Source organism: Oceanibaculum indicum P24, from assembly GCF_000299935.1.
Lineage (GTDB): Bacteria > Pseudomonadota > Alphaproteobacteria > Oceanibaculales > Oceanibaculaceae > Oceanibaculum > Oceanibaculum indicum.
This window is the reverse complement of record NZ_AMRL01000001.1, coordinates 21858-43811: the sequence shown is the minus strand read 5'-3', so window position 1 is coordinate 43811 and position 21954 is coordinate 21858. Positions and strand designations below refer to the sequence as shown.

The window sequence follows — 21954 nt, the reverse complement described above, 5'->3', positions numbered from 1 at the left end:
TCAGCCCTTCACCACGGCGGCGCAGGCGCGGATCGCCTCCTCAATATCGGCGCGGCTGACATCCAGATGGGTGACGGCGCGCATCAGGTCCTTGCCCTGCGGGCCGATGCGCACGCCGTGATCCGCCAGCAGCCGGCGGGCGAATTCTTGTTCGGTGAGGCCGGTGCCGCCAACCGTGAAATACACCATGTTGGTGTCGATCTCGTTCGGGTTGATGCCGATGCCCTTGATGCCGGCCAGCCCCTCGGCCAGCAGCCGGGCATTGGCGTGATCCTCGGCCATGCGCTCGACATGGTTCTCCAGCGCATAGACTCCTGCCGCGGCGATGATGCCGGCCTGCCGCATGGCGCCGCCGAACTGGTGCTTGAAGCGCCAGGCCTGCTCGATGAAGTCCCTCGATCCCGCCAGCACGCCGCCGACCGGGCAGCCCAGCCCCTTGGACAGGTCGATCCAGGCGGAATCGGCGGATGCGGCATAGGCTGACGCCGGAATGCCGCTGGCAACCACGGCGTTCAGCAGCCGCGCGCCGTCCAGATGCAGCTTCAGCCCGTGCTTGCGCGCGACCGCCGCCACGTCCTCGATCTGCTCCAGTGGCCAGATCGCGCCGCCGCCCAGATTGGCTGTGTTCTCGATGCTGACCAGCCGCTGGCGCTGGCCGTGCCAGCCATGGGGTACGCGGATCACCGCCTCCAGCTCGGTGCCGGTGAACATGCCACGTTTGCCCCGAATTGTACGGCACATGGCGCCGGACAGCGCGGCCGGCCCGCCGGTTTCGTAATGCAGCGCGTGGGAATTCTCCTCCAGCACGATCTCCTCGCCATGATCGACCCAGACCCGGTAGGCGATCTCGTTGCACATGGTGCCGGACGGCAGGAAGATCGCCGCCTCCTTGCCCAGCAACTCGGCGACCATCTCGCACAGCCTGTTCACCGTCGGGTCTTCGCGCGCCTGCTCGTTGCCGACCTCGGCCTCGGCGATTGCCTTGCGCATGCCCGGCGTCGGGCGGGTGACGGTGTCGCTGTACAGGTCGATGCGCGGGGTGGCAGTGACGGAATTTGCGGCCATGGCGGGGTCCGTTCTTCGTTGCGGGCGAGGTGGGTAGTAGAGCATTGCCGGCGCGGCCGGAAAAGGCTTCCCGCGCATGGCAGCCCGTTTCACCGGCGTATCGCTAAAGCCGGCGCGGCAGGCTAGGCTTCCGGCAGGAAACCATAATTCGCGGAAAGCCTGACCGATGACGCAGCCTGCCGATCTGGCGCATGCCGACCTCTCCACCCTCTCGCGCGCCCTGTCCGATGGCGCTGTCAGCGCACGCGAGCTGACGGAGCTGTATCTCGACCGTATCGCGCGTCACAACCCGGCGCTGAACGCGCTGATCCATGTCGATGCCGATGCGGCGCGGGCAGAGGCGGATGCCGCCGATGCGCTGCGCCGCGCCGGTGCGGTGGCCGGGCCGCTGCATGGCATCCCCATCGCGGTGAAGGATCTGTGCGATGTCGCAGGCCAGCCGGGCACGGGCGGATCGCTGGCGCTGAAGGACCGGCGGCCAAAGGAGACAGCAACTGTTGTGAAGCGGCTGCGCGCCGCCGGCATGGTGCTGATCGGCCGCGCGCATATGGTGGAGTTCGCCTGCGGTGGCTGGGGCACCAACCAGTATCTCGGTACGCCGCGTAATCCCTGGGACAGGGAGGTGCACCGCGTGCCTGGCGGTTCCTCCAGCGGTTCCGGCGTCACTGTGGCGGCGGCGCTGGCGCCAGCGGCCATCGGCAGCGACACCAGCGGTTCGATCCGTATTCCCGCCGCCTTGTGCGGGTTGACCGGGCTGAAGCCGACGCATGGCCGGGTCAGCAACGCCAACACCATGCCGCTGGCGCATAATCAGGATTCGCTGGGGCCGATGGTCCGCACCGCGCGGGATGCGGCCCTGATCCACGCCGCGATTGCCGGCCCCGATCCGCTGGACCCGGCGACGCTGGACCTGCCGCCGGCAGCCGATGTGCTGGACGGGATCGGCCTCGGCATTGCCGGCATGCGCTTCGGCGTGCTGCCCGGTGCGCATCTGGATGGCGTGGCTGACGGCGTTCTGGCCGCCTACCGCGCGGCGCTGAAGGCACTGGAGGGGCAGGGGGCGAGTATCCATGAGATCGCGCCGCCGGAGCGCTGCGAGGATGTGCAGCCGCGCAGCTTCCTCACCATCATGTCGGAGGGGTACAGCAATTTGCGACACCTGCTGGAGGATGAGAGCCTGCCCATCGGCCAGCACACCAAGCAGCGCATCCTGACCGGCAAGCCGCTGCTGGCCGCCGACTATATCGCGCTGTTGCAGGACCGTATCGACAGCTCCCGGCGCTGGCAGGCCAGTATCGACGGGATGGATGCGCTGCTGACCCCGACCCTGCCGATCAGCGCCATTCCGGTGGAGGCGGTGGATGAGGGCAGCTTGATCCTCGGGCGCTTCACCCGCATGGTCAGCTATTTCGGCTGGTGTGCGCTGGCGCTGCCGGCGGGGCTGGATGCGGCAGGGCTGCCGGTTTCGCTGCAGATCGTCTGCCGGCCGCATGACGACGCGCTGGCGCTGCGCATCGGCCATGCCTTCCAGGCGGCCACGGACTGGCACAAGCAGACAGCACCAGGCTGGGAATGATGCCTGTATTGAGGTCTATCTTCCCCTGGACCCCTCTGTTTTTGTCTAAAAAGCAAATTATCTGATATAAGTGAGCATGAATAATGCCGGACAGGAACAGGCGCGATGGTGAAGGATGGCAGATCGTCGAAGGATCGTGACACCGCGACGTCGAATCCTTCCATCGCCAGCTTCTCCAGGAAGCTGACCCATCCGCATCATCGCCAGATGTTCGATTACTGGCGCGGGAAATTCGTAGGGACCTTGCCACCGTCCCGGTCCGCGATCGATCCGCTCGATATACCGACGGCTGTCCTGCCCTGGCTGGTTCTCTACAATGTTCACTGGGTTTCAGACGAGCAGGGTTCGGAACGGCCGCGCTTCGAGTTCCGGCTTGTCGGCACCGGCGTCGTCCAGCGGTATAATCGCGATTCGACCGGGAAATATTTCGAGGATGTCTATGACAGCACTGTCTTCCCCAGAATGATGGCCGCCTTCTCCGAGGTCGCCCTGAACTGCCAGCCGGCCTATGCCCAGCTTCAGATGCCAATTCCGGGCCGCGACTTCATTCCCTATGAACGCCTCCTGCTTCCGCTAGCCGGAGAGGACGGGCGGGTCGAGGCGATAATCGCCGTCATGGGCTTCAAGCCCAACTGATCCCCGCATGGCCCCATGCCATTGCGCCGCATGGACCCTATTCAAAAATTGCGGCATACACCCCTTGCTAAACAGGGGTGTCTTTATTTAAGAGTAAGTCTTAACAATTTGTTCGTGTACGTACAATTATCAGCAAGGAAGGCGGACGGACCGGATGAGCAATCTGATGAAGGCGACCGTGACCAGCGTGCATCACTGGACCGACACGCTGTTCAGCTTCACCGCGACGCGCGATCCGTCCTTTCGCTTCCTGAATGGCCAGTTCGCCATGATCGGGCTGGAGCTGAACGGCAAGCCGCTGCTGCGCGCCTACAGCATGGTCAGCGCCAATTACGAGGAGCAGCTGGAATTCCTCAGCATCAAGGTGCCGGATGGCGCGCTTACCTCGCGGCTGAAGGATATCCAGCCCGGCGACACGGTGCTTGTCGGCCGCAAGGCGACCGGCACGCTGCTGCAGGACAATCTGCTGCCGGGCAAGCGTCTCTATCTGCTGGGCACCGGCACCGGCCTGGCACCGTTCATGAGCATCATCAAGGACCCGGAGGCCTATGAGCGCTTCGAGAAGGTGGTGCTGGTCCATGGCTGCCGCGAAGTGGCGGAGCTTGCCTACAAGGACGTGATTGCCGACCTGCCAAACAACGAGTTCTTCGGCGAGATGGTGCAGGGCAAGCTGCTTTACTACCCGACCGTCACCCGCGAGGCGTTCCGCAACACCGGACGCATCAGCACTTTGGTCGAGACCGGCAAGCTGTTCAGCGATCTGGGCCTGCCACCGCTGGATAAGGAGCATGACCGTGTGATGCTGTGCGGCAGCCCCGCCATGCTGGCCGATCTGCGCGTGATCCTGGAAGGCAAGGGCTTCGTCGAGGGCAGCCAGTCGGAACCGGGCCACTATGTCGTCGAGAAGGCCTTCGTCGAACAATAGGCTGGCGTCGAGCAATAAACAGGCTGCCGTGCGGTCGCCACAATGACGCGATAGCGTTGATGAACCCTCGCGTGATAGGCATGCGCGAGGGTTCGGTTTTTTCCATGGAGAAGTGATCTTGTCCTCCGCTCTTTTCGTCCGCCGCCTCGCCGTTCTGTCGGCAGCATTTGCGGCGTTCTTGTCTGTTCCGGCTTTTGCCCAGACCGCGCCGGCGCCCGGTACGGCTCCCGGGCTGGCGCCCGGCCAGCAGCAGGCGCCGAAGCAGACCCGCGAACAGGTGCAGGACTGGGTGGTCCGCTGCCTGGAGCCGCAGGCCGGCCAGCCGAAGCGCTGCGAAATGGTCCAGGTTCTGTCCGACCGCAATACCAAGCGCGAGGTGCTGGTGATGGTTGTCGGCTATACCGGGGAGAAAGCGCCACAGGCGGTACTCGTGCTGCCGCTGGGCGTGCTGCTGCCTGCCGGCATCTCGCTGAAGATCGATCAGGGTGCGCCCAAGACGATCCCCTACCGGCATTGCGAGCCGCAGGGCTGCATCGCCCCCTGGCAGATGACCGAGGTCGATCTGGCCGCCCTGCGTGCCGGCACGACACTGACAGTCTCGGTGAATGACGGCGGCGGCAAGGCGGTCGATCTGCCGGTATCGCTGAAGGGCTTCACGGCTGCACTCGGCAAGCTGCGCTAGGCTGCTCGGCGTCTATCTTTTGAAATTCAAATATAAAACAAGGACTGGCCGGGATCGACCGAGAGAATACGTGAATACGCGCTTATATATTTGTTAATATCTAAGCGTTAGAAAGAATGCGTACTCTCTCGGTTAGGACTCGATGCGCCCGTCACATTTCCTGGACCGTCTGTCGCTGCCAACGCAGCTTGGTATCGCCATCGGGCTGCTGATGGCGGCACTTGTGTTTTTGTCCACTCTCGCTATCGATTCCTATACCACGCGTCGCCTGCAGGACCGGATCGGCACTGATCTCGCCGTGCGCGCCACGATCATGCAGAAGGCGCTCGACAATGGCATGTACGAGCGTTTCCGCGATGTCGTGAACCTGTCCAACATGCATTTCATCCTGAATCTGGAGCAGGCATCGGACCGGCAGCTTGCTGCCCTGCTCGACCGGATGAAGAAGACCTATCCGCTGTACAGCTGGATCGGCATCGTGAAGCCCGATGGCACGGTCCGGGCATCGACTGGCGATATGCTGGTGGGTGTGAATGTCAGCGCCAGGGACTGGTTCAAGGGCGCCCTGAACGGCCCCTTCGTCGGCGATGTGCATGATGCGATGCTGCTGGCCAAGCTGCTGGGCGCAAGCGATCTGGAGCCGTTGCGCTTCATCGATGTCGCGGCGCCGATCCTCACACGCGATGGCAAGGTTGCCGGCGTGCTTGGCGCACACCTGTCGGCGGAGTGGCTGCGGGAGGTGCGCAACAGCACGCAGTCGAATGACGATCTGGCCGAGCAGCGCTCTTTCATGATCCTCGATCAGAACGGCAAGGTGCTGGTCGGTGGACCGTTCGGGCAGGATTATTCCGAACTCGCATCCTTCCGGCAGGCGCGGGCGGGAAAGAACGGCTTCGTGCGCGAGACGGTGAATGGCCATGACAGCATCATCGGCTACCGTGCCACCGAAGGGTACAAGGACTATGAGGGGCTGGGCTGGGTCGTGCTGTCTTTCCAGCCGGCGGAGAGGGCGCTGGCGCCGGTTGTCCGGCTGCAATATGTGATCATTCTGGTCGGCCTGTTGCTGGCGAGCCTAGCGACCATTCTGGGATGGCTGACGGCGCGCCGCCTCGCTTCGCCGCTGAATACGCTGCGCGCCACGGCGGAGGCGCTGGGCCGCGACCCGCACGAGGCCAATCTGCCTCGGCTGTTCGGCAGCAGCGAGATGATTGCACTGTCGCAATCGCTGCGCGCCCTGGTCCGCCGCCTGCAGCGGGCGGAGGGTGCTGTCGAGCAGATGGAAAGCCAGGTCGAAAGCCGCGTCGCCGAGAAGACCTCGGAATTGCAGGCCGTCAATGAAAGCCTGATCGAGCTGGCGGAACGCGATGCGCTGACCGGGCTGCTGAACCGCCGCGGCCTGGAGGCGCGCGGGCGACACTTGATGACCCGCATGCGGGAAACCGGCGGCGAGCTGTCGGTTATGCTGCTCGATATCGATCACTTCAAGGCAGTGAACGATCTGCATGGGCATCCGATTGGCGACAAGGTTCTTCAGGCCATTGCTTGGCAATGCCTGGCGGTGGCGCGCGGCGAGGATGTGATCTGCCGGCTGGGCGGCGAGGAGATCGCCATCCTGTCGGCCAGCCCGCTGGGCGGCGCGCTGAAACTGGCGGAACGGTTGCGCAAGCGCATCGAGAGCAACCCGGTGTCGGTCGAATCGGTTCTGGTCAGCATCACGGTCAGCATCGGCGTTGCAGCCGTCAACCAGTCCGATCCAGACATGATGGCGGGCATCGCCCGGGCCGACGAGGCGCTTTACATGGCCAAGCGCAGCGGTCGAAACCGGTGCGTGCTTTATCAGGACGCCAGTGCTGAGCGGCGTTTCGCCGGCTGACCCTTCCCAAGGTTCCGTTTTTGTTCCAAACTCCCTGAGTCGGATTGGCGATGGGAAAGCGAAAATGGCTGTCTGGAAGGATATGGGCCGGCTGACACCGGCGGAGGCGCGGCGTGTCGCCTTGGCGGCGCAGGGTTTTGGCGGGCGCCAACCGGCTGCCGTGGCGGTGCGGCATCTGCGCGGCGCGTTCGAGCGAATCGGCCTGCTACAGATGGATTCGGTGAATGTGCTGGTGCGCTCACACTATCTGCCGATCTTCTCCCGCCTCGGCCATTACGAACACGATCTGCTGGACCGCCATGCCTATCGCGGCAAGCGACGCGGGTTGTTCGAATATTGGGGCCATGAGGCCTCCCTCCTGCCGTTGGAACTGCAGCCGCTGATGCGCTGGCGCATGGCGCGGGCCGAGCGTGGGGAAGGGCTGTACAAGAGCCTCGCGCGGTTTGGCCGGGAGCGGCAGCCCTATCTGAAGGAGGTGCTGGCGGAGCTGCGCGACCGTGGGCCGCTGGGCGCGTCGGAACTCAGCATGGCCGGCGAATCGCGCGGCGCCTGGTGGGGCTGGAGCGACGGCAAGATCGCCATGGAATGGCTGTTCTGGGCCGGCATCGTCACCACTGCCACGCGGCGCAATTTCGAGCGCGTCTATGACCTGACGGAGCGCGTGCTGCCGCCCGCCATCGTCGAAACCCCGACACCTTCGGAGGGTGATGCCCAGCGCGAACTCATGCGGCTGTCGGCGCAGGCGATGGGTGTGGCGACGGAGCGTGACCTGCGCGACTATTTCCGTCTCGACGTCGCCGATGCCAGGGCGCGGCTGGCAGAGCTGGTGGAGGCGGGCGAGCTGCTGCCGGTCACCGTCTCTGGCTGGAAACACCAGGCCTATCTGCACCGGGAGGCGCGGCTACCGGGCCGGGTGAAGGCGCAGGCGCTGCTCTCACCCTTCGATTCGCTGGTGTGGGAGCGCGACCGCACGGAACGTCTCTTCGGCTTCCGCTACCGGCTGGAATTCTATACGCCGCAGGAAAAGCGCCAGTATGGCTATTACGTGCTGCCCTTCCTGCTGGGTGACCGGCTGGTGGCGCGGGTGGATGCCAAGGCGGACCGCGCGGCGCATACATTGCGCGTCCATGCCGCCCATGCCGAAGCCGGGCAGGACCACCGAAAGATCGCCGGCCCGTTGGCCGAAGAACTGCACCGTATGGCGCGCTGGCTGGGGCTGGAGCGGGTGGAGGCCGGCGCCGATGGAGATCTGGCCGGGCCGTTGCGCCATGCCCTCAGCGCCCGGCGCGATGCTCCAGCCGACTCAGCAGCCTGACGCAGGGCCACAGCAGTGCCAGATAGATCGCCGCCGCCAGCACCAGGCTGGACGGGTTGTAGGTGACGGAGCGTGCCATGTCGGCGGCGTAGAGCAGTTCCGGCAGGGCCACCACGCTGGCGATGGAGGTCAGCTTCACTACCTCGACCGTATTGGAGACGAGGTCCGGCAGCACGTTGCGCACGGCCTGGGGGATAATGACGTAGGTGAGTGTCTGCGGCAGCGTCAGGCCGCTGCTGCGCGCCGCTTCCCACTGGCCCTTGCCGATGCTTTCGATGCCGGCGCGGTAGATCTCGCCGTAATAGGCGCCGGTGTTCAGGAAGAAGGCCAGGCACACCGCCAGGAAGGGCGAGGGGCGCACCCCCACGAAGGGCAGGCCGGCATAGATGAAGATCAGCAGCACCAGCGGCGGCACGGCGCGGAAGAAATCGACCAGCGCGAAGGCCGCCCAGCGCAACGGTCGGTAGCGGCTGCGGCAGACCAGCGCGATCACGAGGCCGCCGACAAGGCCCAGCGGGATCACCGCGAGGCACAGCAGCAGCGTCATGCCCAGCCCGCGCAGCAGCAGTGGCAGCACCTGGCGCATGATGTCGATGTTGAAGAACTGGTCGAGCAGCAGGTCCATGCGTGGCTCCTACGCCCGGTCCCAGGCGAAGCGGGTTTCCAGCCAGCGCCCCAGGATCACCACCGGCACGAACAGCGCGACATAGGCGAGCGAGCCCAGCAGCAGCGGCGTCGCATTGCCGGAAAAGCTCTGCGCGGTCTGCGCCTGCATCAGTATTTCCGGCACGCCGATGACCGCCCCCAGCGCCGTGTTCTTGGTGATGGCGATGGTGCGGTTGGTCAGCGGCGGCACGGTCAGGCGCACCGCCTGCGGCAGGATGATGTAGGCCAGCGTCTGGGCGAGCGTCAGGCCGGTCGAGCGCGCGGCTTCCCACTGGCCCTTGCGAATCGAGGCGATGCCGGCCCAGAAGATTTCCTCGGAAAATGCCGCCAGCACCAGCGAGAGCACCAGCCACAGCACGGCGAAGCTGGACAGGTTGATGCCGACATTGGGCAGCCCGAAATAGACGATCAGGATGACGACCAGCGGCGGCAGCGCGCGGAAGATGTCGACGAAGCCGACGATCATCCAGTTGAGCGGCCTGATGTGGAAGCTGCGGATCGCCGCCAGCAGCAGACCCGCCAGGATGCCGGTGACGACCACCGCGGCGGCGGCCTGCACGGTCACCACCATGCCCCAGAGGATATCCGGCAGGTATCTGTCGATGACCTTCTGGTTGAAGAAGGCGTCGAGGAAAATATCCAGCCCGCTCATGGCGTTACGCCTGGAAGTTCGCGAGAAAGGCGCGGGTGCGCTCGTGCCCGGGCGATCCGAATATCGCGGCCGGCGGGCCCTGTTCGACGATCACCCCGCCATCCATGAACACCACGCGGTCGGCGGCGTCGCGGGCAAAGCGCATCTCGTGGCTGACCACCATCATGGTCATGCCGGCGTCGCGCAGTTCATGCATCACCTGCAGCACGCTGCCGACCAGTTCCGGGTCCAGCGCGGAGGTCGGCTCGTCGAACAGCATGATCTTCGGCTCCAGCGCCATCGCGCGGGCAATCGCCGCGCGCTGCTGCTGCCCGCCGGACAGCTGGGCGGGGTAGGAGTCCAGCTTGTCGGCCAGCCCGACGCGCGCCAGCGCTGCCTCGGCGATCTCGCGTGCCTCAGCCTTGCTTTTCTTCAGCACCTTGCGCAGCGCCAGCATGACGTTCGCCAGCACGCTCATATGCGGGTAGAGGTTGAAGGACTGGAACACCATGCCGATGCGCTGGCGCATGCGGTTGATGTCGGTCTGCGGATCCAGCAGCTCCACGCCATCGACGCGGATCGACCCCTCGTCCGGCACTTCCAGCAGGTTGCAGCAGCGCAGCAGCGTGCTCTTGCCGGAGCCGGACGGGCCAATGACGAACACAAGCTCCTGCGGCGCCACCGCAAGGTCGATGCCTTTTAGCACTTCGAGGTCGGCATAATTCTTCCGCAGGCCGGCAATATCCAGCATGGCGGCGGGGTTGGACAAGTGGGGACTCCTAACTCAACAGAAATGTCATTGCCGGGCTTGACCCGGCAATCCAGCCTTCACCGGCCTGGACGGTTGTGCACCGCCTCAGGCAAGGCGCCGCCCCTGGATGCCCGGGTCAGGCCCGGGCATGACAGGAAGGGGTCGTAAACGATCAGCCGCAGGACGGGGTGTGTTCGGTCGGGTCGTAGCCGGTCATCCCCGGCACGCCATAGCCCGGATAGACCGTGACCGCTGCGGAGCCGGCCGCCGGCTTGGTGCCGAACCACTTCTCGTGCATCGCGGCCATGGTGCCGTCCAGCTTCATGCACTCGATGGCGTTCTCCACCAGCTTGCGCATTTCGGCATTGTCCTTGCGGATCGGCGCGGCCCAGACGAGGCCGGTGGAATGCAGGTAGGACAGCTTGATCTGCGGGTTCTTCTTCACCGCCCAGGCGGCGACCGTGTTGCCGGCGACATTGGCGTAGGCGCGGCCGGAAATCACCGCCTGGATCGCATCGGTGTTGGTGCCGAAGGTCTCGACCTTCCAGCCGATCTGGTCGGCGAGGCCGCGCACCCAGCTGTCGTAGGCGGAGCCGCGATTGACCGCGATCACCTTGTCCTTCAGTTCGGCCAGATCCTTGATGTCCGGCGTGCCGGCCTTGGTGACGAACTGGTAGTCGGTGTTCAGGTAGCCTTCGGTGAACAACAGGTTCTCCGCACGCTCCTTGGTTACCGTGGTCGGGGCGGCGATGAAATCATAGGTGCCGGCCTGCAGGCCCGGCAGCAGGCCGGAAAACTGGGTGGCTTCGATGGTCACGCCGCGCCCGGTGCGCTTGCCGATCTCGTTGGCGAGGTCGATATTGAAGCCCTCGACGCCGCCGCTCAGATTCGGCATGGCGTGCGGTGCGAAGGTGCCGTCCACGCCGGTCTTCAGCGGCTCCGCCTGCACAGCGGCAGCGGCGAGCAGCAGGGCGCAGGTCGCGCCGGCCAGTAGTTTCATGTCGCAATCTCCCAGATTTGCCTGAATAAGGGTGCCCACGCGAACGGGGCGGCGTTCACCTGTCAGCAATCGCCGTGCCATGCACGGCAGGCCAGCCCGACGCTGGCATTCTGTGCGCTCATCTGGGGCTATTCGCCCAGCGTAGGAGCATTTCCGCCCGCTGTCCTGACCAATTCTTGCGCAGATGGCCAAAAAGTTGACAGCACCGCTTACCAGCCCATTTCACTCCGCAACGGTTAAAACGATGGAGCGGAGGCCATGAAAAGGATGCGCAAGTCTGTTGGTGCCTTTCTGGCAGTGCTGATGGCGACAGCGATGACGAATGTTCCCCAGGCGGCAGCGGAGCCGGTTGGTGTGACGCTGGGCACCTCGACCCAGGGCGGCGGATTCAGCCTGTATGGCAATGCGCTTGCCGAGGCGATCAATGCTGCCGATCCGGGTCTGAAGGTCGAACCGCGTTCGACCCGCGGGACGGGTGAGAATCTGCCGCTGCTGGAAAAGGGCGAGCTGGATATCGCGCTGGTACAGGGTACCTCCGCCTATGAGGCGCTGGCAGGGATCGGCCAGCCGAAGTCGGAGCTGAAAATCCTGACGGCGATGTATTCCAGTCCCGGCGTTTTTGCCGTGCGTGGCGATGTGGAGGCGCGCAGCATCGAAGATCTGAAGGGCAGGACGGTGGTGTTCGGCACCGAAGCATCCGGCCTCGTCGTCATGGCGAATTATGTGTTGGATGGGCTGGGCCTCGACATGCGGCGCGATTTCGACGCGGTCTTCGTGAAGCGCGCCTCGGAGTCCCCGCCCAAGGTGATCGGCGGGGAGGCGGTGGCGCTGTGGGGTGCCGGCGTCGGCTGGCCGGGCTTCGTGAAGGTGTCGGAAGGGCCGGCGGGCGCCCGGTTCATCGGCCTGACGCCGGAACAGGTGGCGCAGGTGCGGGCCAAGCACAGTTTCCTGAAACCGATGCGGCTGCCCGCCGGCAGCTATGCCGGCCAGGCGGGGGCGGTGCAGACCGTAGGCTCCTGGAATTTCGTGCTGACCCGCACCGACCTGTCGGAGGATGTCGCCTACCGGCTGATCGCGGCCATCGACAAGGCCGGCCCGGCCCTGACGGCGAAGCTCGATCAGGCGGCGGAGACGACGCCGGCCAACACGGCGGAAGGCGCGCCGGACAAGGCGATGATCCATCCGGGCGTAGTCCGTTACCTGACGGAGAAGGGGCTGCTGTAAGGCACTTCGGGCAATCGCTTTTTGCGATTGGTTTGACCAAAACAATCAATTTTCCGGACCGCGAACCGCCGGATATTCTGGTTCCAGGATGGTATTCGCCCTCGCAATGCCTGGTGTCATGCACCGGCGCGGGACGCAAATCAGGAATCGTTATCGGGCTTCGCGGGCCGTTTGGGTTAGTCGCCAATGGGCGGCCTGCGGGATAGGCCGGGAACCTTCGGGTTCCCGGTCTTTTCTTGTGTTCTCCAGCCCTTGTCCTGTCATGAAAAATTCATCGACCGCTTCATTGCGCGGCGCCGGGCGCTGCGACACTATCCGCCGCTGATCCGCACGGGGCATCTGGGAAGGGCGGGCTGTCCATGGCGTTGACTCTTGCCAGCATTCTGGCTGGCCTGGGGCTGTTCTTTGTCGGCAAGGATCTGCTGACCTCCAACCTGCGCAACATGGTCGGGCGCAGCGTGCAGCTGATCCTGTCGCGCGTCGCCGCCTATCCCCTGCTGGGCTTGTCCTGGGGCGCGGTGCTGGGCGCGATGATCCAAAGCACCGCCATCGTCACCTTCATCCTGGTCGGGCTGCTGACGGCGCGCATGATCGAGCCGCGCCGCGCCCTGCCGATCCTGATGGGCGGCAATATCGGCAGCGCACTCATCCTGCTGCTGGTCACGCTGGATATCCGCATCGTCGTCATGCTGGCGCTGGGGCTGACCGGAATTCTGCTGACGCAGGGCCGGCTGCAGCATTGGAAGGCGGCGCTGAGTGCCATCTTCGGCCTGTGCCTGCTGTATTACGGGCTGGTGCTGCTAAAGTCCGGTACGGTGCCGCTCGCCCAGTCCGACGATGTGATGGCGCTGATGGCAACCCTCAATGGCTCGCTGTCGGCGGCCTTCCTGATCGGGGCTGCTCTGTCGGCGGCCTGCCAATCCTCCATCACCGTGGCACTGCTGGGTATCGGCTTTCTGGGTAGCGGGCTGTTCAGTTTCGAGCAGGCGATGCTGGTGATCTATGGCACCAACCTGGGCAGCGGCATCGTCACCTATCTGCTGGCCGGCGGGGTGCAGGGGACGGCGCGGCGCATGGCGCTGTTCCAGCTTGGCTTCAACCTGACCGGCTGCGTCCTGCTACTGGCGCTGTTCGTTGCCGAGCATGTTTTCGGCGTGCCGCTGGTCATGGCGCTGCTGCGGGCAGTCTCCTCCGATGTGCCGCAGCAGCTGGCGCTCAGCTACCTCGTCTTCAACAGTGTGACGGCGCTGTTCCTGTTCCCGTTGATCGGCCTCGTGGAGCAGCTGCTGGCCCGTCGCTGCCCGCCCTCGCCGCAGGAGAGCGACAGCCAGCTCGCCTATCTCAGCCCGGAGACGGCCCGCGATTCCGCGACCGCCATCCTGCTGACCGAGAAGGAGCAGCTGCGCCTGCTGGAGCGGCTGCCGCGCTATGCGGAGTTGTTGCGGCAGGCCGAAACGCCGGCCCGCAAGGCACGGCTGGAGGCGCTGCACAAGGCGTTCGTCTCGGTGCATGGCCAGACGAAGCCCTATATCGCCGGGCTGGCGGAGGGCGATTTGACGGCGGACAGCCATGAGCGGGTCTATCGCATCGTGGACCGGCATGACCGGCTGGGTTCGATAGAAGCGGTGCTGTACGAGTTTGCCGCGGCTGCACCGTTGCTGGAAGACAGCACGGCGCTGGCGGCGATCCGCGAGGCGCTGACCGAGGGGCTGGATGCGCTGCTGCTATCCTATGTCGAGGCGATGGCCGGCGACGATCCCGACGATATGGCGCTGATCGAACGGATCACCGGCGACCGGGGCGAGCTGATGGAAGGGGTGCGACGCAGCTTCTTCAACGATGCCGCGCTGGAGCTCGATCGCGACGAGAAGATGGGGCTGCTGCAGCTGACCGGCCTGTTCGAACGGCTGGTCTGGCTGCTGCGCGAAATGGCGCTGAAGGCGCCGTTCGAGGCCGGGACGCGCCCGGCGCTCGAAGCGGCATAGCAGGCTTACGCGCCGCCCTTACTCGCCGCCGGTATCGGCGACGAGGCCGGCCTTCTCGATGGCGTGCACGGCGCACAGCTCGTCATTCTCCGACACGTCGCCGGTGACGCCCACCGCGCCCAGGATGCGGCCATCCTTGTTCTTCACGATCACGCCGCCGGGCAGCGGCACGAAATTGCCTTCCGACATGGCGGTCAGCGAGTTGAACAGCGCCGGCATCTTGGCGGCGCGGCGCGCCAGCTCCCGCCCGCCGAAGCCGAAGCCCAGTGTCGCCGCCGCCTTGCCCATGGCGACCTGCGGGCGCAGCAGGCTGCAGCCATCCTCGCGCTTCAGCACCTTCAGCTGGCCGCCGGCGTCGAGCACGGCCACGGTCAGCGGGGCGAACTTCATCTCGCGGCCCTTGCGCAGGGTCTCGTCGGCGATCAGTGAGGCGGTTTCCAGGGTCATATCCAGCATGCGTTTCTCCACTGTCCTTATTGGCCGCCTGAAGGGGCGGCGCGATTGATCGAACAGGCGTTATAGGATGCGGAGATCGGCGCGAACAGAGGATTCGCGCAACTGGTACTACCAGGCATTCGCGGCCAGCACATCGCAGGGTGGCTCGTTCAGCAGCCGCTGCGCCGTGCTGCCCAGCCCGGCCCGCAGCGACGCGGGACGGCCGCGCATGCCGACGCCCAGAAGGTCAGCCTGCCTCTCGCGGGCGATGCCGGACAGCACGCTGTGCGGTTCGCCGGTGCGGACGACCAGTTCCATCCGGCTGGCCGTCGCCTGCTGCTGATCCGGGGGCAGCAGCTTGCCCAGCGTGTCGGCCATGAATTCGGATAAGGCGGCCTGCGCGGCCTGGCCCGCCGCCTCCGTCGCCGCACCTTGCAGGGCATGCACGCAGACAAGCTCGGCCTGTGGGGCGAGCCTCAGGACCATCGACACGGCAAAGCGCGCATAGATCGACATATCGATTCCCAGCACGGCCTTGCGGTATGCCGCCGGTCTATTGTCCGCGACGACCAGCAGGGAGCAATTGCCGTCGCGGGCCAGCCCTTCCGCCGTGCTGCCCACCAGCAGATCGTGCCCGCCCCTGGGTTCATGCCGGCCAAGGACGACCAGTTCGCTGCGGTGCATATGGGCCAGCCGGCCCAGCTCCCATTGCGGGGTGCCGGTCGTCACCTTGATCGCGATATCCTCGCGCTCCTCGGGCGGCAGTTCCTGCAGCTGCCCGTCGATGGTCTTGAAGGCCGTCCTGGAGCGGCGCTCGACATCGAGCGAGGATGTCGGCCGGTCGATGATATGCGCGATGACGAGCGCGCAGGCATGCTCCCGCTTCAGCGCCAGCGCCCGCTGCACGGCTGCACCGGCGCGGGGTGACAGATCAGTGGCGGTCAGGATGGTGCCGATCATCGGGCAGGTCCAACGGTTATGATGTCCCTGCCATTGGATCAGACGGTATCCGGCTATTCCTTGATGTGCGTCAATAACCGCTAAAATTGCTGTCATTTTCGCGCCGATGCGGCCGCTTTCACGGGATAGTGAAGCGGGTGAGTCTGGCAGCCGACCCCCCGGGATGATTAGCTGTGCGTCATCTTCAGCAATCTCATCGGGAGTATCCGGTCATGAGTTCCATCACCCCCTTGATGCCGCGCCAGAAGGTGCCGGCGCTCGATCTGCCGCTGGCTGGCGGCGGACGCTTCACGCTGGGCGAGACGAAGCCCGCCAATTTCACCTTGGTGGTGTTCTATCGCGGGCTGCACTGCCCGATCTGCGGGCGCTATCTCGCCGACCTGCAGAGCAAGCTGGAGGCCTTCGCCGAGCGCGGCGTGGATGTCGTGGCGATCTCCTCCGACAGCGGGGAGCGCGCGGACGAGGCCAAGGCGGTCTGGAAGCTCGACCGGTTGCGGGTCGCCTATGGCCTGCCGCTGGAGGAAGCCCGCGCGTGGGGGCTGTATATCTCCACCAGCAAGGGCAAGACCTCGACCGGCGTGGTGGAGCCGGCGCTGTTCAGCGAGCCGGGCCTGTTCCTGGTGCGGCCGGACGGCACGCTCTATTTCGGCACAGTGCAGACCATGCCCTTCGCCCGGCCGAACTTTCAGGAAATCCTGGGGGCGCTCGATTTCGTCATCAAGAACGACTATCCGGCGCGCGGCGAGGTGATCGACCACACCGCGGCCGCCTGATCGGCCGCCATTGCAGGCATCAGGAGGCCGGGGGTTCGTCCTCCGGCCTCTTGCGTTTTGCCGGCTTGTCCTCTTCGTCGAACAGGATGCGGCTGCCTTCGCCGTCCAGATCCTCGAACTGGCCGTTGCGCAGCGCCCACAGGAAGGCGATCAGCCCGGCAAGGCCGAGCGCCAGCGCGACAGGGATGAGGTAGAGCAGGACGCTCATGCGCGGTTTCCGTCCTTTGGTCCCCAGTTCAGCCTCAGCGCGTTGCCGATGACCAGGATGGAGGAGCTGGACATGGCAATCGCGGCGATCAGCGGCGTCACATGGCCGGCCATCGCCAGCGGCACCGCCAGCATATTATAGCCGAGCGCGATGGCGAAGTTCTGCCGGACCAGCCGGTCGGCCTTCGTCGCCACCGCCAGGATTTCCAGGATTGGCGACAGGCGCTCACCCTGAAACACCGCGTCGGCGGCGTTCTGGCTGATCTCCGCCGCGCTGGCCGGCGACAGCGAGACGGTGGCCGCCGCCAGCGCCGGGGCGTCGTTCAGCCCGTCGCCCACCATCAGCACCTTTTCGCCGGCATCGACCCAGGCGCGGATCGCCGTCACCTTGTCCGCTGGCAGGCATTCCGCGCGCCAGTCCACGATGCCGGCGGCGTGCGCCGTCGCCTCGACACTGCCCGGCCGGTCGCCCGACAGTAGGGAGAGTGTGGCCCCGCGCGCCTTCAAGGTCGCGACAACTTCGGCGGCATCGGCGCGCAGCGTATCGCGGAAGCGGAAGCGCACCGGCGGCTCGCCCGGTCGCGCCAGCCAGAGCTCCGGCCCATCCGAATCGGCTGCCGTATCGCCGGATACGCCGGTCCAGCGCCGGCTGCCCAGCCTTATATCGCCCCAGGCGAGTCCGGCGCCCGGCTCTTCCCGAACACCGTCTGGCGCGGTTGCGCCCGGCACCGCCTTCACCAGTGCCTGCGCCAGCGGATGCCGGCTGGCGGCGGCGATGCGGGCGGCCAGCTCAAGGATTTCCGGCGGCATGTCGGTATCGATCAGCTCCGGCCGGCCCAGTGTCAGCGTACCGGTCTTGTCGAAGACGACCCGGTCGATCTGCACCAGACGTTCCAGCGCGGTGGCTGATTTCAGCAGGATGCCGCGCCGCATCAACCGCCCGGTCGCCAGCACCTGCACCGAGGGCACGGCCAGCGCCAGCGCGCAGGGGCAGGTGATGATGAGGACGGCCACCGCGATCATCAGCGCCGGCTGCCAGGCGAGGCCACCCAGCGCGATCCAGCCGAGGAAGGCGATGAGCGCCAGAAGATGCACCACCGGCGCATAGAGCCGCGAGACACGGTCGGCCAGCGCCACATAACGCGCGCGGCCCTGCTCGGCGGTCTCCGTCAGGCGGACGATCTCGGCCAGCAGCGTGCCCTCGCCGACCGCCGTGACGGTCAGCTTCAGCGGCGCGGTCAGGTTCAGCGTGCCGGCATGGACCATGTTACCGGGACCGGCGGTGCCGGGCAGGCTCTCGCCGGTGATCAGGCTGGTATCCAGATCGGACTGCCCATCGGTGATCCGCCCGTCCACAGGCACGCGCGCACCGGCCGCCACCAGCACGATCATGCCGGGAGCGACGCGCTCGACCGGCAGAAGCTTCGTGCCGCCATCCGCCTGCAGCACCGTGACGGCGCTGGCGTTCAGCGCCAGCAGATGCTCCGCCGTGCCGCGCACCTTGCCGCGCGCGCGGGCATCCAGATAGCGGCCGATCAGCAAGAAGAACAGCAGCGTGATGGCGCTGTCGAAATAGGCGTGCGGCCCGCCGCGCATCGTCTCCAGCAGGCTGACCCCCGCCGTCAGCACGACGCCGATGGAGATCGGCACATCCATGTTGGTGCGCCGGGCGGCAAGTGCTGAGAGGGCGGAACGGAAGAAGGGCTGGCCGGCATAGGCGATGGCGGGCAGGGCGATCAGCGCGGAGACCCAGTGCATCAGGTCGCGCGTTGCCGGCCCCATATCCTGGAAATGGCCGGCCCAGATGGCGACCGACAGCAGCATCACATTGCCGGCGGCGAATCCGGCAACCGCCAGCGAGCGCAGCAGCGTGCGTTCGGTCTGCGACTGCGTGTCGGCCAGCCGGGCGGGGTCGAAGGGGGCAACGCGGTAGCCCAGCGCGGTAATCGCCGCGACCAGCGCGTTCGGCTCGGCCTCCGCTGCCCGCCATTCCAGGCGCAGCCGGCGCGTCGTCATGTTGAGGCGCGCCGCGACCACGCCGGCATGCCGGGCCAGCACGCTTTCGATCAGCCAGACGCAGGCCGCGCAATGCAGCCCGTCCACCATCAGGTAAAGCCGGTCGATGCCGTCATCGCCGTGCTGGACGAGGGCGGCGTAATCGCGCGCCGGCGCATCTTCCTCCGGCTGCGGCGGGGCGAGGGCGGGGTCGATGCTGCGCCGGGCGTAATAGGTGTCGAGCCCCAGCCCCCGGATGGTGTGATAGGCCGCCTCGCAGCCGTTACAGCAGAATTGCGCCGCAGCCGGAAATCCGTCAGGGATCGGCTGTTCGCAATGCAGGCAGGACTCGGTCATGGCGGGCCCGGTGTCGCCTATTCGGCGATCCAGAGCCGTTCCATCTGGATATGGGTGTCGTCGCCGTTACGGATCACCAGCCGGGCATTCCAGTTGCCGGCCGCGGGCAGCGTCTCGCGCGCCGCATAGAAGCCGTCGCCGCGCGCCACCAGCGGTACCAGCCGGTCGAGCCCGGCATCGGTCGGGCGGCGCAGTTCCACCACCACGCCCGCACCATTGATCGGGTTGCCGCTGCCGTCCTGCAGGGTGACTTTCAGCTCGCCGCGCGTAGCTTCCAGCGCCGTCCAGCCGAGCGATACCTGCCAGCCGCGTGCCTGCTGGGCGGCCTGCCTGTCGATGACGTCGTTATAGGCCAGCCCCTTGCGGTAATGATCGCGGGTCTCAAGCCCCGTCCAGGTCGAGAGCGCGATGCCGATCATGATGGCGTTGACGGCGAACACCACGGCGAAGAAGCCGACGAACAGCCAGGGATACCAGCGTCCGCGCCGGTGCTCTCCGGTGGTGCTCATGCCGTCGGGCAGGCGGTCGGTCATGCTCATTTCGGCCCCAGGAATACAGTGTCGATAGAATAGGACTCACCGGTCGTCGCGTCACGCAGAAGGAAGCTGACCGGCGTGCTCGCCCCCTGCAGCGCCTCGCGCGGCATGCGGACATGGATGCGGTAGCTGCCGACGCTGTCCGGCTTCACGGTCAGGGTGGCGGCCTGGCCGGCCTCCTCCTCATGGCCGACGAGCGACAATTCCGCCTGCGGCAGGGCGGGGATCGTCATCTCGAAGCTGCGGTCGGCGCGCTCCTTGTTCAGGATCTTCAGCGTGTAGCTGTTCTGGATGCGGCCATTGCCAAGCTGCACGAACAGCGGCACGCGGTCGCGCTGCACCGACAGGTCGGCATCGCTGCGGCTCATCAGGCTGGCCAGCATGACGCCGCCGACGATGGCCAGCACGGCGAGATAGATCAGTGTGCGCGGGCGGAAGATGTGCAGCCCGCTGGTGGGCTGGCCCGCCGCGCGGGCGGTCTGGTTCATCTGCGTGTCGAAGGTGATCAGCTCGCCGGGTCGGCCGATCTTCGTCATCACCTCGTTGCAGGCGTCGATGCACAGGCCGCAGCCGATGCAGTCAAGCTGCTGGCCGTCGCGGATGTCGATGCCGGTCGGACAGACCTGGACGCACTGGTTGCAGTCGATGCAGTCGCCGCGTCCCTCCCAGCTTTCCGTCTTGCGCTTCGGGCCGCGCTGTTCGCCGCGCCAGGCCTGATAGGTGACGGTGGTCGAATGCTCGTCCAGCATTGCCGCCTGAAAGCGCGGCCAGGGACACATATAGACACAGACCTGCTCGCGCACGATGCCGGCCAGCAGATAGGTGGTGGCGGTGAACAGGCCGACGAAGAACAGGATGGTGGGCGAGATATCGAAGCGCAGGATGTCGCCCATCAGGGTCGGCGCGTCGTTGAAATAGAAAATCCAAGCACCGCCGGTGGCAACCGCAATCGCCAGCCATATCAGATGCTTGGTGACTTTCCTTGCGATCTTGTTGAGGGTCAGCGGACCATTGTCCAGCCGGATGCGCTGGGCGCGGTCACCCTCCACGAAGCGTTCCACCATCAGGAACAAATCGGTCCACACCGTCTGCGGGCAGGTGAAGCCGCACCAGACCCGGCCCAGCAGCGAGGTGGCGAGGAACAGCCCAACGGCGGCAAGGATCAGCACGCCGGTCAGGTAATAGACTTCCTGCGGCCAGATCTCGAGGAAGAAGAAATACAGCCGGCGACCGGGCATATCGACCAAGATCGCCTGGTCCGGCGCGCCGGGCCCGCGGTCCCAGCGCAGCCAGGGGGCCAGGTAATACAGACCCAGAAGCAGCGCCATGACCGCCCACTTCATCCGGCGGAAGCGGCCGACGATCCATTTCGGATAGGCTTTCGGCCGGTTGGCGAACAGCGCCTTGCGCGGCTTTTCCTGTTCCGGCGGATGCGGCAGTTCATGCGTGTCGGCGCTGATATGATGCGTATTCATCAGGCCATGCTCCAGGCGAGGTAGCCGAGCATGCCGGCATTGACCAGCATCAGCAGCGGCAGAACCGGGGTGAGGGGGGCTTGCCAGCGCCGCCAGGCGAGGCCGCCGGCCAGCGCGACGCCGATCAGCGCCGGAACGGTGCCAAGCCCGAAGGTGAGGAGCGCCAGCCCGCCGGCCAGCGGATCGGCCGTGCCGGCGGCGGCGGCAAAGGCGCCATACAGCAGGCCGCAAGGAATGAAGCCAAGCACCAGACCCAGCAGATAGCCGCGCAGCGCGCCGCCGCCCCGCAGCAGGGGCGCGGCGGTGCGGCTGACCCAGCCGGACCAGGGAACCGCCACTGCGGGAACCGGCAGGCGCCGGAGGAGACCGAGCCGTTCCAGCGCCACCGCCAGGAACAACAGCGCCGCCAGCGCCAGCAGCAGGGACGGCAGCCAGCCGAACCATGACAGCTGCGCCAGACTGCCGGTCAGTGCCGCTACACCGGCGCCAAGTGCCGCATAGGTGGTGAGGCGTCCCAGATGATAGGGCAGCAGCAAGGCACCGGAGATACGGGTGAATTCGCTCATCCGCGCGGCCGGGACCGACTGCGCGCGATCCGCCGCCTGCTGCAGCACGAACGGGCCGCACATGCCGACGCAATGCGCCGCACTGCCCACCAGCCCGGCCAGGAACATGCCGCCGAACAGGCCGCCCTGCGTCGAGACCACACCCGAAACCGCGCTGGCGCAATGGGCATAGCCTGCGGCGAGCAGTTCGAGAAGGAGCGGATCGGAGTCCAGAAGCATGATATTCTAATATAGCGTGTGCAGGGGATGGGGATACAGCGCGATCATGCGTTGTTGCGCTGCAAAAACTCATTGATCCAGATCAAGGCAACCGCCTGCCAC

At 66.1% G+C, this 21954-nt stretch carries 21 protein-coding genes; 9 read left to right on the top strand and 12 right to left on the bottom strand.

Features of this window, described 5'->3' with window-relative positions:
- Entirely contained in the window at positions 1-1065 is a 1065-nt protein-coding gene (locus P24_RS00220; RefSeq protein ID WP_008942664.1) for a threonine aldolase family protein, read from the bottom strand.
- Positions 1066-1231: 166 nt separating this feature from the next.
- Between P24_RS00220 and P24_RS00215 the strand changes: the two genes are divergently transcribed.
- From P24_RS00215 to P24_RS00190, 6 genes are all read left to right on the top strand, one after another.
- Positions 1232-2641: an amidase gene (locus tag P24_RS00215; protein ID WP_008942663.1), complete on the top strand. Its 1410-nt coding sequence runs from the start codon at positions 1232-1234 to the stop codon at positions 2639-2641.
- A 105-nt stretch (positions 2642-2746) separates the two neighbouring features.
- Complete coding sequence (locus P24_RS00210) at positions 2747-3277, top strand: PAS domain-containing protein (RefSeq protein WP_008942662.1); 531 nt, start codon at positions 2747-2749, stop codon at positions 3275-3277.
- A gap of 154 nt (positions 3278-3431) precedes the next feature.
- Positions 3432-4202, top strand: coding sequence for a ferredoxin--NADP reductase (locus P24_RS00205; protein ID WP_008942661.1), 771 nt, complete (start codon positions 3432-3434; stop codon positions 4200-4202).
- 118 nt (positions 4203-4320) lie between these two features.
- Positions 4321-4884, top strand: a complete 564-nt coding sequence (locus P24_RS00200; protein WP_008942660.1) for an invasion associated locus B family protein — start codon at positions 4321-4323, stop codon at positions 4882-4884.
- 142 nt (positions 4885-5026) lie between these two features.
- The gene (locus P24_RS00195; RefSeq protein ID WP_008942659.1) at positions 5027-6757 is read left to right on the top strand and encodes a sensor domain-containing diguanylate cyclase; all 1731 of its coding nucleotides are present in this window, start codon (positions 5027-5029) and stop codon (positions 6755-6757) included.
- 64 nt (positions 6758-6821) lie between these two features.
- Positions 6822-8072 (top strand): winged helix-turn-helix domain-containing protein, encoded by a 1251-nt coding sequence (locus P24_RS00190; RefSeq protein ID WP_008942658.1) that lies wholly within the window; start codon positions 6822-6824, stop codon positions 8070-8072.
- Here P24_RS00190 and P24_RS00185 read toward each other — a convergent pair.
- The 4 genes from P24_RS00185 to P24_RS00170 all read right to left on the bottom strand — a co-directional run bounded on the left by P24_RS00185 (position 8032) and on the right by P24_RS00170 (position 11120).
- A complete protein-coding gene (locus P24_RS00185; protein ID WP_008942657.1) occupies positions 8032-8697 on the bottom strand; it encodes an amino acid ABC transporter permease in 666 nt (221 codons plus the stop codon). The genes P24_RS00190 and P24_RS00185 overlap by 41 nt on opposite strands.
- Positions 8698-8706: 9 nt before the next feature.
- A complete protein-coding gene (locus tag P24_RS00180) occupies positions 8707-9390 on the bottom strand; it encodes an amino acid ABC transporter permease (protein ID WP_008942656.1) in 684 nt (227 codons plus the stop codon).
- A gap of 4 nt (positions 9391-9394) precedes the next feature.
- Positions 9395-10120, bottom strand: a complete 726-nt coding sequence (locus P24_RS00175; protein ID WP_008942655.1) for an amino acid ABC transporter ATP-binding protein — start codon at positions 10118-10120, stop codon at positions 9395-9397.
- A 172-nt stretch (positions 10121-10292) separates the two neighbouring features.
- Complete coding sequence (locus P24_RS00170) at positions 10293-11120, bottom strand: transporter substrate-binding domain-containing protein (protein WP_008942654.1); 828 nt, start codon at positions 11118-11120, stop codon at positions 10293-10295.
- A gap of 258 nt (positions 11121-11378) precedes the next feature.
- On the opposite strand from P24_RS00170, the gene P24_RS00165 reads away from it, so the two are divergent.
- Both P24_RS00165 and P24_RS00160 read left to right on the top strand, forming a co-directional pair.
- Positions 11379-12344 carry a TAXI family TRAP transporter solute-binding subunit gene (locus P24_RS00165; RefSeq protein ID WP_202802331.1) on the top strand — a complete coding sequence of 322 codons (966 nt, stop codon included), beginning with the start codon at positions 11379-11381 and terminating at the stop codon, positions 12342-12344.
- Positions 12345-12703: 359 nt separating this feature from the next.
- Positions 12704-14329, top strand: coding sequence for a Na/Pi cotransporter family protein (locus P24_RS00160; protein ID WP_008942652.1), 1626 nt, complete (start codon positions 12704-12706; stop codon positions 14327-14329).
- Between the two features lie 18 nt (positions 14330-14347).
- Here P24_RS00160 and P24_RS00155 read toward each other — a convergent pair whose 3' ends face one another.
- Entirely contained in the window at positions 14348-14785 is a 438-nt protein-coding gene (locus tag P24_RS00155) for a GlcG/HbpS family heme-binding protein (RefSeq protein ID WP_008942651.1), read from the bottom strand.
- A gap of 108 nt (positions 14786-14893) precedes the next feature.
- Complete coding sequence (locus P24_RS00150; protein ID WP_008942650.1) at positions 14894-15724, bottom strand: universal stress protein; 831 nt, start codon at positions 15722-15724, stop codon at positions 14894-14896.
- Between the two features lie 212 nt (positions 15725-15936).
- On the opposite strand from P24_RS00150, the gene P24_RS00145 reads away from it, so the two are divergent.
- Entirely contained in the window at positions 15937-16497 is a 561-nt protein-coding gene (locus P24_RS00145) for a peroxiredoxin-like family protein (protein ID WP_008942649.1), read from the top strand.
- A gap of 19 nt (positions 16498-16516) precedes the next feature.
- On the opposite strand, the gene ccoS is transcribed toward P24_RS00145, so the two are convergent.
- Genes ccoS through P24_RS00120 form a run of 5 tightly spaced genes read right to left on the bottom strand, consistent with a single transcriptional unit; the run spans position 16517 to position 21852 of the window.
- Entirely contained in the window at positions 16517-16705 is a 189-nt protein-coding gene (gene ccoS / locus P24_RS00140) for a cbb3-type cytochrome oxidase assembly protein CcoS (RefSeq protein ID WP_008942648.1), read from the bottom strand.
- The gene (locus P24_RS00135) at positions 16702-19056 is read right to left on the bottom strand and encodes a heavy metal translocating P-type ATPase (RefSeq protein WP_008942647.1); all 2355 of its coding nucleotides are present in this window, start codon (positions 19054-19056) and stop codon (positions 16702-16704) included. Before P24_RS00135 ends, ccoS begins: the two co-directional genes overlap by 4 nt.
- A 17-nt stretch (positions 19057-19073) precedes the next feature.
- On the bottom strand, positions 19074-19595 hold the full coding sequence (locus P24_RS00130) for a FixH family protein (RefSeq protein WP_083859421.1): 522 nt from the start codon (positions 19593-19595) through the stop codon (positions 19074-19076).
- Positions 19592-21067: a cytochrome c oxidase accessory protein CcoG gene (gene ccoG, locus P24_RS00125; RefSeq protein ID WP_008942645.1), complete on the bottom strand. Its 1476-nt coding sequence runs from the start codon at positions 21065-21067 to the stop codon at positions 19592-19594. The genes P24_RS00130 and ccoG overlap by 4 nt, the downstream gene beginning before the upstream one ends.
- Positions 21067-21852 (bottom strand): sulfite exporter TauE/SafE family protein, encoded by a 786-nt coding sequence (locus P24_RS00120; RefSeq protein WP_008942644.1) that lies wholly within the window; start codon positions 21850-21852, stop codon positions 21067-21069. The genes ccoG and P24_RS00120 overlap by 1 nt, the downstream gene beginning before the upstream one ends.
- Between the last annotated feature and the right edge of the window lie 102 nt (positions 21853-21954).

Bases quoted from the DNA above. Each gene is read 5' to 3' on its own strand.
- P24_RS00220 (WP_008942664.1), bottom strand. From the start codon at position 1,065: ATGGCCGCAAATTCCGTCACTGCCACCCCGCGCATCGACCTGTACAGC.
- P24_RS00215 (WP_008942663.1), top strand. From the start codon at position 1,232: ATGACGCAGCCTGCCGATCTGGCGCATGCCGACCTCTCCACCCTCTCG.
- P24_RS00210 (WP_008942662.1), top strand. From the start codon at position 2,747: ATGGTGAAGGATGGCAGATCGTCGAAGGATCGTGACACCGCGACGTCG.
- P24_RS00205 (WP_008942661.1), top strand. From the start codon at position 3,432: ATGAGCAATCTGATGAAGGCGACCGTGACCAGCGTGCATCACTGGACC.
- P24_RS00195 (WP_008942659.1), top strand. From the start codon at position 5,027: ATGCGCCCGTCACATTTCCTGGACCGTCTGTCGCTGCCAACGCAGCTT.
- P24_RS00190 (WP_008942658.1), top strand. From the start codon at position 6,822: ATGGCTGTCTGGAAGGATATGGGCCGGCTGACACCGGCGGAGGCGCGG.
- P24_RS00185 (WP_008942657.1), bottom strand. From the start codon at position 8,697: ATGGACCTGCTGCTCGACCAGTTCTTCAACATCGACATCATGCGCCAG.
- P24_RS00180 (WP_008942656.1), bottom strand. From the start codon at position 9,390: ATGAGCGGGCTGGATATTTTCCTCGACGCCTTCTTCAACCAGAAGGTC.
- P24_RS00175 (WP_008942655.1), bottom strand. From the start codon at position 10,120: ATGCTGGATATTGCCGGCCTGCGGAAGAATTATGCCGACCTCGAAGTG.
- P24_RS00170 (WP_008942654.1), bottom strand. From the start codon at position 11,120: ATGAAACTACTGGCCGGCGCGACCTGCGCCCTGCTGCTCGCCGCTGCC.
- P24_RS00165 (WP_202802331.1), top strand. From the start codon at position 11,379: ATGAAAAGGATGCGCAAGTCTGTTGGTGCCTTTCTGGCAGTGCTGATG.
- P24_RS00160 (WP_008942652.1), top strand. From the start codon at position 12,704: ATGGCGTTGACTCTTGCCAGCATTCTGGCTGGCCTGGGGCTGTTCTTT.
- P24_RS00155 (WP_008942651.1), bottom strand. From the start codon at position 14,785: ATGCTGGATATGACCCTGGAAACCGCCTCACTGATCGCCGACGAGACC.
- P24_RS00150 (WP_008942650.1), bottom strand. From the start codon at position 15,724: ATGATCGGCACCATCCTGACCGCCACTGATCTGTCACCCCGCGCCGGT.
- P24_RS00145 (WP_008942649.1), top strand. From the start codon at position 15,937: ATGAGTTCCATCACCCCCTTGATGCCGCGCCAGAAGGTGCCGGCGCTC.
- ccoS (WP_008942648.1), bottom strand. From the start codon at position 16,705: ATGAGCGTCCTGCTCTACCTCATCCCTGTCGCGCTGGCGCTCGGCCTT.
- P24_RS00135 (WP_008942647.1), bottom strand. From the start codon at position 19,056: ATGACCGAGTCCTGCCTGCATTGCGAACAGCCGATCCCTGACGGATTT.
- P24_RS00130 (WP_083859421.1), bottom strand. From the start codon at position 19,595: ATGAGCATGACCGACCGCCTGCCCGACGGCATGAGCACCACCGGAGAG.
- ccoG (WP_008942645.1), bottom strand. From the start codon at position 21,067: ATGAATACGCATCATATCAGCGCCGACACGCATGAACTGCCGCATCCG.
- P24_RS00120 (WP_008942644.1), bottom strand. From the start codon at position 21,852: ATGCTTCTGGACTCCGATCCGCTCCTTCTCGAACTGCTCGCCGCAGGC.